Annotated in this window: 11 protein-coding genes; 6 read left to right on the top strand and 5 right to left on the bottom strand. The window is 55.7% G+C overall.

Going from position 1 to position 14,448, the window contains the following annotated elements; all coding sequences use genetic code 11:
- Positions 1 to 37 precede the first annotated feature (37 nt).
- From ftsR to J2S62_RS07985, 3 genes are all read left to right on the top strand, one after another.
- Positions 38 to 724 (top strand): transcriptional regulator FtsR, encoded by a 687-nt coding sequence (ftsR, locus tag J2S62_RS07995; protein ID WP_310173412.1) that lies wholly within the window; start codon positions 38 to 40, stop codon positions 722 to 724.
- Between the two features lie 40 nt (positions 725 to 764).
- Positions 765 to 1,373, top strand: coding sequence for a bifunctional nuclease family protein (locus tag J2S62_RS07990; RefSeq protein WP_310173410.1), 609 nt, complete (start codon positions 765 to 767; stop codon positions 1,371 to 1,373).
- A 187-nt stretch (positions 1,374 to 1,560) separates the two neighbouring features.
- Entirely contained in the window at positions 1,561 to 2,151 is a 591-nt protein-coding gene (locus J2S62_RS07985) for a MerR family transcriptional regulator (protein ID WP_310173406.1), read from the top strand.
- Between the two features lie 95 nt (positions 2,152 to 2,246).
- On the opposite strand, the gene J2S62_RS07980 is transcribed toward J2S62_RS07985, so the two are convergent.
- Entirely contained in the window at positions 2,247 to 3,068 is an 822-nt protein-coding gene (locus tag J2S62_RS07980) for a ParA family protein (RefSeq protein WP_310173404.1), read from the bottom strand.
- A 268-nt stretch (positions 3,069 to 3,336) separates the two neighbouring features.
- Between J2S62_RS07980 and J2S62_RS07975 the strand changes: the two genes are divergently transcribed.
- Entirely contained in the window at positions 3,337 to 6,789 is a 3,453-nt protein-coding gene (locus J2S62_RS07975) for a pyruvate carboxylase (RefSeq protein WP_310175798.1), read from the top strand.
- A 54-nt stretch (positions 6,790 to 6,843) separates the two neighbouring features.
- The gene (locus J2S62_RS07970) at positions 6,844 to 8,271 is read left to right on the top strand and encodes a mycothione reductase (protein WP_310173402.1); all 1,428 of its coding nucleotides are present in this window, start codon (positions 6,844 to 6,846) and stop codon (positions 8,269 to 8,271) included.
- A 73-nt stretch (positions 8,272 to 8,344) separates the two neighbouring features.
- Here J2S62_RS07970 and J2S62_RS07965 read toward each other — a convergent pair whose 3' ends face one another.
- From J2S62_RS07965 to J2S62_RS07955, 3 genes are all read right to left on the bottom strand, one after another.
- A complete protein-coding gene (locus J2S62_RS07965) occupies positions 8,345 to 10,156 on the bottom strand; it encodes an AMP-dependent synthetase/ligase (protein WP_310173400.1) in 1,812 nt (603 codons plus the stop codon).
- Between the two features lie 94 nt (positions 10,157 to 10,250).
- Entirely contained in the window at positions 10,251 to 10,691 is a 441-nt protein-coding gene (locus tag J2S62_RS07960; protein WP_310173398.1) for a hypothetical protein, read from the bottom strand.
- Positions 10,678 to 11,475, bottom strand: coding sequence for an alpha/beta hydrolase (locus J2S62_RS07955; RefSeq protein WP_310173396.1), 798 nt, complete (start codon positions 11,473 to 11,475; stop codon positions 10,678 to 10,680). Before J2S62_RS07955 ends, J2S62_RS07960 begins: the two co-directional genes overlap by 14 nt.
- Before the next feature lie 140 nt (positions 11,476 to 11,615).
- On the opposite strand from J2S62_RS07955, the gene J2S62_RS07950 reads away from it, so the two are divergent.
- The gene (locus tag J2S62_RS07950; protein WP_310175796.1) at positions 11,616 to 13,022 is read left to right on the top strand and encodes a class II 3-deoxy-7-phosphoheptulonate synthase; all 1,407 of its coding nucleotides are present in this window, start codon (positions 11,616 to 11,618) and stop codon (positions 13,020 to 13,022) included.
- A gap of 88 nt (positions 13,023 to 13,110) precedes the next feature.
- On the opposite strand, the gene J2S62_RS07945 is transcribed toward J2S62_RS07950, so the two are convergent.
- On the bottom strand, positions 13,111 to 14,403 hold the full coding sequence (locus tag J2S62_RS07945; protein WP_310173394.1) for a protein kinase domain-containing protein: 1,293 nt from the start codon (positions 14,401 to 14,403) through the stop codon (positions 13,111 to 13,113).
- Between the last annotated feature and the right edge of the window lie 45 nt (positions 14,404 to 14,448).

Here is a 14,448-nt window from a genome sequence, read left to right as displayed (position 1 = left end):
GGTTCCTTCTGAGCCTTCGCCGCGAGGGCATGCCCTGATGAGTATTGGTGAAGTATTAGAACATATCAATGCCGAGTTCCCGGATGTGCGCGCTTCCAAGGTGCGCTTTCTCGAGGATCGCGGGCTGATCACCCCAGCACGTACCGCCGCTGGCTATCGAAAATATACTCAAGCTGATGTCGACAGACTGCGGTTTATACTCGCACTGCAACGGGATCAGTTTTTGCCGCTGAAAGTCATCAAAGATTATCTTGATGCTATAGACGCCGGCAAACGTCCAGAATCTCTTCCGGGTGGCCTACGCCTCGAGCCAAGGTCGGTATCGCAACAACTGGCTCAAGAGCTTAATGGGCACATTCGGCCGATGTCCCGAGCAGAGTTGCAAGGCATGTCGGGAGCTTCGGATGAGCTGATGAAAACCCTCGAAGCCTACCGACTGATCTGGCCAGATGAAAAGCAACGATACAGCGACTACAGCTTGAAAGTCGCTCGCGCTGCGGTGACGCTTTCACAGTTTGGTTTCGAACCCCGTCACTTGCGGCCTTTTCGGATCGCTGTAGACCGAGAACTCGGAATGGTTGAACAAGCGACTTCTGGCTTAACACAGAATAATGAGGGCGTATCAAGAGAAGGCGCGCTGGAGGCCGCTCGCGAGATCACTCAAGCCTGTCTGAGCTTGCATGCCGGAGTGGTCAGTGCTGAAATTGCAGATATGAACGAATAGCGTGAATCTCGTTCGGCGCCATTAGAAAAGGAGCTTCTCCATGACCGATATCGTATTGAAGGTCCTTGAAATACGCATTGTACTGCCCGGTAATCAGCCCATTCTGCTGCTCCTCGATCAGCAATCGCAACGCCTTTTGCGATTGTGGATCGGTCCTTCCGAAGGGACCGCAATAGGTTTAGCGCAACAAGGCATCGAAACACCCCGGCCCACCACGCACCAACTGTTAGTTCATGCGCTGCAGGTCGCCGGTGATGCCTTGGAGGCCGTTAGAATATCGAAAGTTGACGACGAAGTTTTCTACGCTGAGCTGGTCCTGGCTTCAGGTAAGACCGTGGATTCGCGAGCTTCCGATGCCGTAGCTGCGGCGCTCTTTGCTGAGGTGCCGGTCTACACCACAGAACATGTGCTGGAAATTGCTGGTATCGATCTTACCGAAGGCGATATCGCAGCCGAGCTCAATATCGAGCAACCGGAAATTCAACCTGAGATCACCGAGGAAAGTGTCGACGAGTTCCGAGAGTTTCTCAAGGACCTGAGACCAGAAGATTTCCTGACTGCAGACGAGACGGACCAGTCGCCCCCCGACCCTGCTGGAGAGCACCGACCAGATCAGACCGATGACAATGGGGACGAAGAAAAGAATTAGTGCCGACACGATTGGTTTCTCGGCGTTGGTCTTTGACCACGGCAAGTTGTCAGAATAGCGTGGGGCACTATACGTTCCATTGCACAATGTGAGACCATTATTGAAGTAGTCCTATATCCCACGGCTACCCATACAGGTTCTTGCGCCATACTTCCCCGCGTGGAACAGAACGGCAGGAGGAAACCCAGTGTCGCACACAGGTGATTCAGGGCAAGGCCAGAGTTTGGATGCTGGCAATCAAGGTGTGTTATTCAACGATGATGCCCCATGGCTAGATAATGATCGGGGCTACCGCGGCCCGACCGCTTCCAAGGCAGCAGGCATTACCTACCGCCAGCTCGATTACTGGGCACGCACCGGACTGGTTGTTCCCACGCTTCGAGGCGCTGAGGGCTCAGGAACACAACGCCTTTATTCCTTCCGTGATGTACTCGTACTGAAGGTGGTCAAACGGCTGCTCGACACAGGCGTTTCTTTGCAGCAGATCCGAAGCGCTGTGGAGCATCTACGGGATCGTGGTGTTGAAGACCTGGCGCAGATTACTTTGATGTCTGATGGCGCCTCGGTTTACGAATGCACCTCCGCCGATGAGGTCATTGACCTTGTCCAAGGCGGTCAGGGCGTTTATGGTATCGCTGTCGGTCGGGTCTGGCGAGAAGTCGAAGGCACGCTGTCAGAGTTACCGGCGGAACGTTTAGCGGACGGTCAAACTGAGGGGGACTTTCCCAGCGATGAGCTCGCCGTTCGTCGGCAGACACGACGCAAGACCGCCTCATAACCCCTCCTGATATCTCGTTGTCATTCAAATGCCCGGCTATGTATACATAGCCGGGCATTTCTGTGAGAATACTCAGTACCTTGAATTGGACGGTTTTAGCTGCGGCGAGCCCGCCTTGGGGTAGACGACGTGTGATAAAGACTTTGAAGAACCTCATCAAAGGTCCGAGCGGCGGTTGCTGCAGTATCCCCGGGCCAAGCATGTACTGGCCAAGCAGCGCCCTGAATTTGTTGCCAGTTGGAAGTCTCCGGGATCTGGGTCTCAAGCATACGGGTGCCAAACATGCGCCGCATCTCGGAGAGCCGGTATTTATGCTCTGTTGATGCTGCTCGGACACGATTCACAACCACCGCTGTAGTTTTTAGCTTCGGTGCATACTCGCGTTGAAATAAATCTAATGCTCTGAAGGTTCGTTCTGTGCCAGCCACGGAGAAAAGGCTCGGCTCAGCTACCAGCAACACATCAGTTGATGCAGCCCAAGCCATCCGGGTGACGCCATTGAGCGCCGGTGGGCAATCGATTAGGACTAAATCGTAGTCTTCCACGCCATCTAATAACGTCGCCAGGCGATTAATTTCTCGCCGTCGAGTGGTGACTTTTTCAAACAATGAGGTCTTTGCCGACCCTCGGATTACGTGCAAGGTCCCCGAGGCCTCACTATCCTCTTCGGTCTTCATCCAACCAGACGGCACAGTGTGATCGCCGATGCGGTGCTGTTTGGGCTTGCGCAGCATCGTTCCGATATCAGTACTTGCCCCATCGTGTTTAATGCCGAGCCCGGTGGTGGTGTCTGCATGGGGATCTAGATCAATGACCAAAGTAGAGATGCCGGCAGCCCAAGCTGCAGATGCCAAACCCAGGGTGATAGATGTTTTGCCAACGCCGCCCTTGAGGCTGGAAATTGAAATTACCTGCACTACGATTGCACCTAATTTATGGGATAGAAGACTTGGTCGATAACACATTCTAACAAGCCCAAGATGAACTTCTGGGAGAGGTCAGTTCAAGTACATAATTTTTGCAACGAGCTTGAACGTGGGTAGTATCACGTATGTTCAATGTATACACAAGCGGTATTGTTGGACTTACTTGAGCGTCTGTCACGTGCTGTGGCAGCACAAACACCATGGAGGTACCTTGGCTGAAAATCAAGAGAACTCGGCCCAAAGCACCAGCGGTAACCCAATGTTTGAAAAAGTGTTGGTAGCCAACCGCGGCGAGATCGCTGTCCGTGCATTCCGCGCGTGTCACGAACTCGATGCCAAGACCGTAGCGGTCTTTCCCTACGAAGACCGCAACTCGATTCACCGGCAAAAAGCTGATGAAGCGTATCGGATAGGTGAAGAAGGCCATCCAGTACGGGCCTATCTTGATGTCGATAGCATTGTGAAAGTCGCACTCGATTCCGGTGCTGACGCTATCTACCCTGGATATGGTTTCTTAGCCGAAAATGCCGAACTTGCTCGGAAAGCGGCAGACAACGGCCTGACGTTTGTTGGTCCACCTGCTGAAGTATTGGAACAAACGGGTAACAAGGTTGCCTCACTTCGTGCCGCAGAAAAAGCGGGCGTTCCCGTCCTGAAATCCACGGAACCTTCCGCGGATCCCGATGAACTGATCGACCAAGCAGACAGCATTGGATTTCCCCTTTTTGTTAAGGCTGTTGCCGGGGGCGGCGGTCGAGGTATGCGACGGGTCGAAACTGCCAAGGATCTCCCCGAAGCGCTCAAGTCAGCTATGCATGAGGCCGAGACCGCCTTCGGTGACCCGACTGCCTTCCTTGAACAAGCAGTCCTACGGCCACGACATATCGAGGTCCAGATCTTGGCCGACCACTACGGCAACGTCGTGCACCTGTTTGAGCGCGACTGCTCTATGCAGCGTCGTCACCAGAAGGTTATCGAGATTGCTCCCGCGCCGAATTTAGACGAAGAACTGCGCCAGCGTCTCTATGCTGATGCCGTGAAGTTCGCCAAGGCGATGGATTACCGTAACGCCGGTACAGTGGAATTCTTGGTGGATACTGAGGGGCCTCGGGCTGGCCAGCATGTCTTCATCGAGATGAACCCTCGTATCCAAGTCGAACACACCATCACTGAAGAAATCACCGATATCGACCTGGTCGCCACCCAACTACGTATTGCTGCCGGTGCTTCGCTAGAAGACCTCAACATTCGACAAGAAGACCTTTATGTACGCGGGTCGGCCATTCAGTGCCGCATCACCACTGAAGACCCGGCAAACGACTTCCGCCCAGACACCGGCAAAATTACCGCATATCGGTCAGCAGGTGGTTCCGGTATTCGACTCGACGGCGGCACAATCTACACCGGCGCCGAAATTTCTCCGCACTTCGATTCGATGCTGGTCAAAATGTCGGCTCGCGGTCGCGACTTCAAAACCGCACACCGTCGTGCGCGGCGCGCCCTAGCAGAATTCCGCGTTCGCGGCGTGGCCACCAACATTCCGTTCCTGCTCAATGTCTTCGACAACCAGCAATTCATTGACGGCGATGTGGCCACGGACTTTATTGATAAGAACCCTTATCTCACCCAGATCAACCGTTCCAAAGACCGCGGTTCTCGGGCGCTGTCTTACCTGGCTGATGTCACCGTCAACCAACCCTTCGGACCACGTATCGAGGGAATGGATCCGCGACGCAAGTTGCCGCACTTCCCGGGCGATAAATCAGACGAGCCTGATCGCAGCCCCTTTGACGGGCCTTCTCAGGTAGCGCCGCCGCCGGGCTGGCGTGACGTTTTGTTAGAGCAAGGACCCGAAGGGTTCGCTAAAGCGCTCAGGAATCATGAAGGCTTGGCGGTTACGGATACGACCTTCCGTGATGCCCACCAGTCCTTACTGGCCACCCGCATTCGCACCCGCGATATGCTAGCTGCTGCACCAGCAGTATCGCACCTTCTGCCCCAGTTGGTTTCAGCTGAAGTATGGGGCGGAGCAACCTATGACGTCGCCCTGCGATTCCTCTCGGAAGATCCCTGGGATCGATTGGCGCGGTTACGCGAAGAAATGCCGAACATCCCGTTACAGATGCTGTTACGCGGCCGGAACACTGTCGGATACACACCGTACCCGCAACGCGTGACTGAGGCATTTGTAGAAGAAGCCGCACAAACCGGGGTAGATATCTTCCGCATCTTTGATGCGCTCAACGATGTTAACCAGATCATCCCGGCAATCAGCGCGGTACGTGACAACACTTCTGCGGTTGCCGAAGCGGCACTGTGCTACACCGGAAACTTACTGGACCCGGATGAGAAGCTGTACACCCTGGATTACTACCTGGGCTTAGCCGAAGAGATGGTCGAAGCTGGGGCGCATGTTCTGGCGATCAAAGACATGGCGGGTCTGTTGCGGCCAGCTGCTGCAACCAAACTGGTGACCGCACTGCGCGACAACTTTGATTTGCCAGTGCATCTCCATACGCATGATACGTCCGGTGGGCAACTGGCGACCCTCATGGCAGCGTCAGCTGCAGGGGTCGATGCGGTCGATACAGCTGTGGCAGCTATGGCCGGGACTACTTCGCAAGTCTCGATGTCTGCACTCGTTGCCGCAACGGACAATACGGACCGGGAAACCGGCCTCGATCTTGAACACGTGGCGGGATTAGAACCGTATTGGGAAGCAGTGCGGGAAATTTACTCGCCCTTTGAGTCTGGCCTCCCAGCACCAACCGGTCGGGTCTATGCGCACGAGATCCCTGGGGGCCAACTGTCGAACCTGCGCCAGCAGGCTATCGCACTGGGATTGGGGGAGCGCTTCGAATCCATCGAGGATATGTACGCGGCCGCCAACGAAATCTTGGGCGATATTGTGAAAGTTACGCCATCCTCCAAGGTCGTGGGAGACCTCGCACTGGCCCTGGTTTCTGCCAATGCCGATCCGGCAGATTTTGAGGAAAACCCCCGCAATTACGATATCCCAGATTCCGTGATCGCGTTTCTATCGGGACAGCTGGGAGACCCTCCGGGTGGCTGGCCGGAACCGTTCCGAACCAAAGCGCTCGAGGGGCGCAAGGCCACCGGTATTGAAATCGAAGATATCTCGGCGGAAGACGCGGCAAAACTGGATGAGGCTGGCGAGACACGCCGCCGGACACTGAACCGGTTGCTCTTCCCGGGCCCGACCGCTGAATACGAGGAACACGTCCGGTTATACGGGGACACCTCTGTCCTGCACACCCGCGATTTCCTCTACGGCATGGTAGAAGGCCATGAGCATGTCATTTCCTTAGGTAAAGGCGTGCGCTTATTGGCAACCTTGCAGGCCGTCTCAGAAGCCGATGATAAAGGCATCCGCACGGTCATGGTGACCTTGAACGGACAACAACGCCAGGTCGATGTTCGTGACCGGTCAATCGAGTCCAGCGTGCATGAAGCCGAGAAAGCCGATACCTCGAATAAGGGGCACCTGCCGGCACCATTTGCCGGAACCGTGACGGTCACCGTCGCAGAAGGTGACACCGTGGAGGTCGGGGACGCTGTTGCCACGATCGAAGCGATGAAGATGGAAGCCAGCATCACCGCACCGGTCGCGGGCACCATCTCACGTGTGGTCCTACCAAACCCAACACCGGTGGCAGGAAATGACTTAATCCTCGTCATTGATCCTGCGTAACACCGTAAGTACTAGGAAGTCGTTACCGGATTCGGAACCGTTACACTGAAGGTCATGAGCATCGAACAGTATGATCTGGCCATTATCGGTTCCGGATCCGGTAATTCCGTTATCACCCCGTTCTGGGATAACAAGAAGGTCGCTATTATCGACTCGGGGACCTTCGGCGGCACGTGTCTCAACGTCGGTTGTATCCCGACAAAGATGTATGCCTACCCCGCGCAATTAGCGTCTAATGCCACCACCGCTGCACGCCTCGGTGTGGACATGCAAGTTACAAAAGCCGACTGGCCGGTTATCAGGGACCGGATTTTCTCACGTATTGATGCCATCTCGGCCGGTGGGAAAGCGTATCGGGAAAAAGAGCTCGAACACACCACGCTCATCACCGAAGAAGCCCAGTTTTCTGGACCTAAGCAGTTGACGACCCCCAGCGGTCGAACCATCGAAGCCGACCAGATCGTGATCGCGGCAGGATCCCGGCCGAGCCTGCCGGACGTCCCCGGCCTAGACCTGCCGGGGGTCCATACCTCGGATACGATCATGCGCATCGACTCCCTGCCAAAACGCATCATTATTGTGGGCGGCAAATACATTGGGTCGGAGTTTGCTGCGATCTTCTCCGGGCTAGGGACAGAAGTAATCCATATCAACCGCTCCGGACAGCTCCTGTCGAACCACGACAATACGATCTCTGACGAATTCACTCGCATTGCCAAAGAACAGTGGCAAGTCGCACTCAACCGCACCCTCCACTCAATCGATCAGCAGGGCGGCAGACTGCGAGTCAACTTGAGCGCTACCGGCCATGAGACCAATGAAGTCGTGGACTACTTTGTCGGTGACGTGGTGCTGTTAGCGACAGGCCGAGTCCCCAATATTGATCGGCTCAATCTGCCAGCAGCTGGCATTGACACCGATGCGGGATTCATCGCGCGTGACGAGTATCTGCGAGTGCTATCAGACGGACAACCGCTTGATGGAGTCTGGGCAATCGGGGACATTGCTAATCCGCAAATGCTCAAACACGTAGCCAACCATGAGCAACGTTTAGTATCGCACAACATGGAAAATCCAGACTCAATGAAGCGCGAAACCCTGGGACCAATCCCTGCCGGCGTATTTACCCGCCCGCAAATTGCCAGTGCAGGATTGACCGAGGACGAGGCGAAAGACCAGTACGGTGAAGAGGCTATCACCGTGAAAGTCCAAGACTACGGCGATACCGCCTATGGGTGGGCCATGGAAGAATACGATGGTTTCGTCAAGCTCATTGCCGAAAAATCCAGTGGAGACATCCTCGGCGTCCATATCCTCGGGGCCGAAGCCACGAACCTGATCCAACCGGTATTAACCGCAATGTCTATGAACATTTCGGCTCATCAGTTGGCCCGAGGCCAGTACTGGATTCACCCGGCAATGGCCGAAGTAGTAGAAAACGCGCTGCTGGGTCTAGACGTACCCGATTCGGGATGTCTCTAAGCTGACAACACGCACCCGACCGCTCTGATCCGTGTCAGAACAGAGCGGTCGGGGGATGAAGCCCGGCTGGAGATTACCGGCTTGCTGGTTGATATATGTCGTCGACAAGGTCCGCGTAGTCACGCATAATGGTCTCGCGTCGAATTTTCATGGAGGGCGTCATATGGCCGCCCTCAATGGTGAAGTCACGCTCAGCGATGCGAAATTCGCGAATCGATTCTGCACGGGAGACCGACTCGTTCGCTCGATCGATGAGACTTTGAACATGTGCCAGCACAGTCGGATGTTTTGCCATCTCGGCCATGCTCATGTTGGGGTCCAACTGGTGGTGCTTCAACCAGGCCGGAGCGGTTTCTTCATCGAGCGTGACAATTGCCGCCACGAATTTTTGATTGTCGCCGATGACCATGACCTGAGAGATCAGACCGTCAGCTCGTATTTGGTCTTCGAGTTGAGCTGGCGCGACGTTCTTCCCGCTGGCAGTGACAAGAATTTCTTTTTTACGGCCCGTGATGGTCAGGAAACCATCCTCGTCCAGATGCCCTATGTCGCCGGTGTGAAACCACCCGTCTACCAGTTCTTCGGCCGTTTTGTCAGGGAGATTATGATACCCCTTGAACACGCAAATGCCATGAGCCAGGATCTCGCCGTCATCTGCTATACGAATGCCGCAACCTGGTGCTGGAAGTCCCACCGTCCCAACGCGAGTCTTGCCGGGACGATTGACGGTAACCGGTGCCGTCGTTTCTGTCAGTCCATAGCCTTCTTTGATATCCACGCCGACGCCACGGAAGAAGTGACTCAGATACGCTCCTAAGGGACCACCTCCAGAAATCGCGTGTTTCACGTGCCCGCCCATCGCTGTACGGATCTTCGAGTACAACAGTTTGTCGAAAACCCAATGCTTGAGGCGCAGGCCCGCCCCAATGGAGCCGGCTTCGCGAGCTTTTGAATATTCCACGGCTATCTCGGCACCGCGTTCAAAAATCTTGCCCTTGCCGCCTTCTTGTGCGTTGAGCAGGGCTGAGTTATACACTTTTTCAAAAACTCGCGGGACGGCCAAAAGGAAATCGGGCTGGAAGGATTTCAGGTCGGTGACGAGGTCTTTAACATTGGGAGTGTGTGCCACTTTTGACCCGGATGCCAAGGTCTGAAACGAAATAAATCTGGCGAAAATGTGTGCCAGCGGAATGAACAAGATGGTCTTACTGTCACGGGTGAGCACGTCCCGTAATTCGGAATGTAAAACGTTTAATGAGAGATTGACCAGGTTGCCGTGCGTGATCATACAACCCTTGGGGCGTCCCGTCGTGCCTGAGGTATACACAATCGTGGCCACGTCTTCGAGATTTGCCTGGGTCCGACGTCGTTCCATCTCATCTTCGCTAGGACCTTGTTCAGCTAAGGAACGTAAATCATCAAGGCCTTCATCCATGATCCACGTGCCATTGAGTTCTGGCAGCCCTTCGCGTTGGATCGCGGTTTCAACCGCTCGGGCATGCTCGGATTTTTCCACCACGATAGCTTTAACCGAGGCATCTTCGAGAATCCAGGCAATCTGGGCAGGGGAGGAGGTCTCATATATCGGCACGGTGACCGCCCCGGCATACATGATCGCAAGATCCAGTAGGGTCCATTCATAACGGGTAGGACTCATGATGGCCACACTATCGCCGGGACTGATACCGACCGAGGCAAGGGCCCGTGCGATGGTCTTCACATCGTCTCTAAACTCTCGAGCCGACACATCAGTCCATTGGCCGGGTTGGAGCTGGCGGGCAAAAAGCGCGTGCTGAGGGTCTTGGTTGAACTGATCTTCGACCAGGTCTGTGGCATTGGACGTAGGCGGGGCTTCTGCCACCGCTGGGATAATGATCTCTTTCAAGGATGCTCCTTCTGTGAGTGGAATTGAGCGATCTAGATCACATTCTACTGTCAGGTAGCGTGAATGACGAGCCGCCACGTAGAGGAACTCGCGGTTAGAGTTTGGCCCCGTCACCGTAATCGTCCTCATCAAAGGGGTCTCGATGAGCCCAAGTCTTAGGCAAGAGCAAGAACAAGCTCAACGCGCCGCCAAGGAAAGCCAATAAAGTGGCGGTTGAGAGCCACCAGGGCAGCGGGGCACTCAACAGAGCGGCCAGAATCCATATGATGACTGACCCAACGACTCCCACCCACGAGAGCACGGTACGTGGGTTCCCGCTGGCAATGGCCTTGGGCTCGGGCGGTCGAAAATCTTCGACTATCTCATCAGCCAGCTGATAATCACGCGGTCCCTGAAGTGGCGCGATCGGGTGCGAGTCATCCTGGGAGGTATCACGTTCAGAAGTGGGCGGGGTTTGTGCCTGGTCCGAAGTGCCACCGAGTCGTCGCACGAGATCTTCCCATTGCTCGTTATCGCTGGATTCAGGGGGTCTCACGGTGTCCTCCCGATAACTCTAGAAGTTTGGCAATGCTGTGCCGGTGGATGGTAGGTGCATCATAATCCAATGTGGCCACATGGAAACTACGCTCCAGCACAACGGTCGTCAACAGGTGAGGTTTGATTGCACGGCGTAAAATTCTGGCGGATGAAGGCGGCACAATGTGATCCCGACTCGACCAATACAGCGTCACGGGCGAGTCGATGTCGACCAGTTGCCGACGGGTTGTCCAAAACAATTTCGCCAGTTGTTGGACGGCAGCCACCGGGGTGCGACTATAAGCTTCTTCGGCTACACCGGGTTTATTTACATCCCCGGCCAACGGCCCCACTGTCGGAATCACACGGTGAAAGAGGGGAGAGAGCGCCACCCCAAACCGGTCGAGCAGTTTGAAACTGAGACCCGGGTTGACCACGAATGTGGCATCCACGCGACGATGACTGGCAGCGTCCAGGGCCAGCGTGCCACCCATCGACAATCCCGCTACGGCCAGCTTGTCGAAGCCCCGGGCTAAGAGACCATCGACCGCTTGTTGGACGTCGCGCCGCCATTGGCCAGCACTTGTTTGGGCTAGGTCCGATACGGTGGTGCCGTGGCCTGATAGGCGCGGAAGACAAACCGTAGCACCGGCCTCGGCAAGCGCCTCAGCCCACGGTCGGACCGATTGTGGGCCAGCGGTGAACCCGTGAAGCATCAGCACAGCCCAGCGAGTGCCGGTCGCACACAGCACGCCATCTGGGTTCGGGGTGAGATAGTGGGGAGTTAGCACGGTATCCATCATCTTCAGCATAGTGCCGGGGTTGGGCACGTAAATACTTACGCGGCGCGAAATTTTCAAGGGAGTTGTGGGCCAGGAAAGTTTGGGCTATTAGCTTCATGAACTACCCGGCCTGTTGTCGTCACCGTATGCTTGTTGGCATGATGTTTGACACTGCGGAAAAGAATCGGGCCGTTGAGCCCTTTGGTACCAACCTCTCTCAGGGTGCCGCCGATTATCCAGGCCTGGACGCTTGGCGGGATCTAGACGTAAAACAAGCACCGCAGTGGTATGATCAAAAAGTTTTCGAAGAGAGCATGCACGAGCTATCGCATGTGCCACCGTTAGTCTTCGCCGGAGAAGTTGATGTGCTGCGCGAACGGCTCGCTGCCGCAGCAGCTGGTAAAGCGTTTGTGCTGCAGGGTGGAGACTGTGCTGAAACCTTCGCCGGTGCCACCGCCAATAAAATCTCCTCGCGGATCCGCACCATTCTCCAAATGGCTGCCGTGTTGACATACGGTGCTTCTATGCCGGTTGTCAAAATGGGACGAATGGCTGGCCAGTTCGCTAAACCGCGCTCTTCTGATATGGAAACTCGTGACGGTGTGACCTTGCCATCGTTCCGCGGCGAGATCGTCAATGGGTTCGATTTCACCGAGGAGTCCCGTCGGCACGACCCACGTCGGATGGTCCAGGCCTACCACACCTCGGCTTCCACCCTAAATCTCATCCGTGCTTTTACCACCGGCGGTTTTGCTGACCTTCGTACGGTTCATTCATGGAATAAAGGCTTCATGTCCAACCCGGCCTACGCTCGCTTTGACGAATTGGCCGCCGAAATTGACCGAGCTGTCCGCTTCATGGAGGCAGCTGGCGCAGATTTTGATGCACTTCGCACCGTGGAATTTTTCTCCGCACACGAAGCACTATTGCTTGACTACGAGCGAGCGTTGACCCGGGTGGACTCACGGACAGGTCTGCCATACATCACGTCGTCCCACTTTGTGTGGATCGGCGAGCGGACCCGACAGATCGACGGGGCACACGTGGATTACCTGTCCCGGATCCAAAATCCGATTGGGGTGAAGTTGGGTCCGACCACCACGGTCGAACAAGCGATGGAGCTTATCGAAAAGCTCGACCCAGAACGTGAACCCGGCCGCCTGACCTTTATTGTCCGGATGGGCGCAGGCACCATTCGCGAGCGGTTGCCGGAGATCATGCAGGGTGTGAAAGCTGAGGGCGCGACTCCGTTGTGGATCACGGATCCGATGCACGGCAACACCATTACCGCTGCCAACGGTTACAAGACCCGCCGGTTGGAAGACATCATGAACGAAGTTCGTGGCTTTTTCGAGGTCGCTCACGCAACCGGTACGCATCCAGGTGGGCTACACATCGAATTAACCGGTGACGATGTTGCCGAATGTCTCGGCGGCTCTGTCGCCATTGATGAATCGGCATTCGATGAGCGGTACGAAACCCTCGTGGATCCGCGGTTAAACCATCAACAATCCTTGGAATTGGCCTTCTTAGTGGCTGAGTCCCTGGCCAAAGGCAATACACCTTAGCTTGGCAGCTCAGCCGTGACATCAACCGCCGGATGATTCCGGCGGTCGATGCGTTTAAAGCCTCTATACATCTTGAGTTGACGGGTCGTTAGCCGAAGAGCCAACTCATCAGTGCAGTTCCAGCCCAATGACCAAATAACACGGTAGCGGCGGCGGCCATGATCAGTAGCAGCGTGTTCACGGCTGCGCGTGTGGTATTGATTGGTGCAAAACGCTCTAGTGGTTCATGGGGTTTCTTATGACTGAGATCCCGGTGCCGTGACGCCGCCGCAGGGTGGTGGGGCGCCTCAGTGTGCTGATGCTGCTCACCGTGGCCGATCGGTTTGGCCTGTGCAGTGACCGCGGGGGGTAAAATAGATACCTTTGGCTCCTCGGGTGGAGGTGGCGGTTCTGCGGCTTGCGGGTCGTCTTGGACCGATGCGAAGGGGACGGTCGCATCTGGATCGTGCACCTGGGTAGTGCCCGGGGTAAAGACCTGGGTCGCATCGTCATCGTTTCGGTCTCGATCGGCGAGCCGTTCCGCGGTCGCTGGATTGTCTAATAAATGTTGAACCAGTATCAGGACTTCTGAGGCATCTGCGGGTCGGTCTTCGGGTGCGGGCTCCGTCATGTGCAGCACCAGGTCGTCGACGGCGGCACTAATGGCAGGAACCAGGGAGGACGGGGCAGGGACACGCGAATTCGTGTGCTGGACGGCGATTGAAACCGCAGATTCACCGCTAAATGGGCGTTCTCCCGTTAGCATTTCAAAGATCACGATGCCAAGGGCATAGACATCTGAACGTTCATCGGCTTGTTCCCCGGTTACCAGCTCGGGAGACATATAGGACACGGTTCCCATCAGTGCCATTCCGGTGCCGGTATGGTTCGAGGCCGCACGAGCGAGCCCGAAATCCGCTACCTTAATGTCACCCTCGTGGGAGACCAGAACGTTTTCAGGTTTGATATCTCGGTGGATGAGCCCGACGCGGTGAGCTGCTGCAACCCCTCGGATAATGGGCAGGGCAATATTCCAGGTATCTTCGACCGACATGCGTCCTGCAGCGCGCATTACCTCGCGTAGGGTGTGGCCCTCAATAAATTCCATGGCCAAGAACGCAACCTTGCCGTTGCCGGCATCACCCAATCCTTGATCATAAACATTGATCACATGGGGGTGGTTAATTTTGGCGGTGTTCTTGGCCTCAGCTTCGAACTTCTCTCTAACGGAGGGATCTTCGGCCATATTGGGCCGCAGAATCTTCAGTGCGACTTCGCGGTCGAGGCGGGTGTCCACGGCGCGATAGACCGTGGCCATCCCACCGTGCGCGATCCGCTGGGTTATATGGTAGCGGTCGTCAACGGTGAGGCCTACGAGCGACGGTCCTGCTGGGGTATTCACGTCACACACAATACCCGGTCACGCTCGGTGACCGGGTATTCGTTT

The sequence above is a fragment of the Enteractinococcus fodinae genome (assembly GCF_031458395.1).
In the GTDB taxonomy this organism is placed as follows: domain Bacteria; phylum Actinomycetota; class Actinomycetes; order Actinomycetales; family Micrococcaceae; genus Yaniella; species Yaniella fodinae.
This window is presented reverse-complemented; position numbering and strand designations above follow the sequence as displayed.

Excerpts from the sequence above, each read along its gene's own strand:
- ftsR (WP_310173412.1), top strand. The coding sequence starts at position 38 with ATGAGTATTGGTGAAGTATTAGAACATATCAATGCCGAGTTCCCGGAT.
- J2S62_RS07990 (WP_310173410.1), top strand. The coding sequence starts at position 765 with ATGACCGATATCGTATTGAAGGTCCTTGAAATACGCATTGTACTGCCC.
- J2S62_RS07975 (WP_310175798.1), top strand. The coding sequence starts at position 3,337 with ATGTTTGAAAAAGTGTTGGTAGCCAACCGCGGCGAGATCGCTGTCCGT.
- J2S62_RS07970 (WP_310173402.1), top strand. The coding sequence starts at position 6,844 with ATGAGCATCGAACAGTATGATCTGGCCATTATCGGTTCCGGATCCGGT.
- J2S62_RS07955 (WP_310173396.1), bottom strand. The coding sequence starts at position 11,475 with ATGATGGATACCGTGCTAACTCCCCACTATCTCACCCCGAACCCAGAT.
- J2S62_RS07950 (WP_310175796.1), top strand. The coding sequence starts at position 11,616 with ATGTTTGACACTGCGGAAAAGAATCGGGCCGTTGAGCCCTTTGGTACC.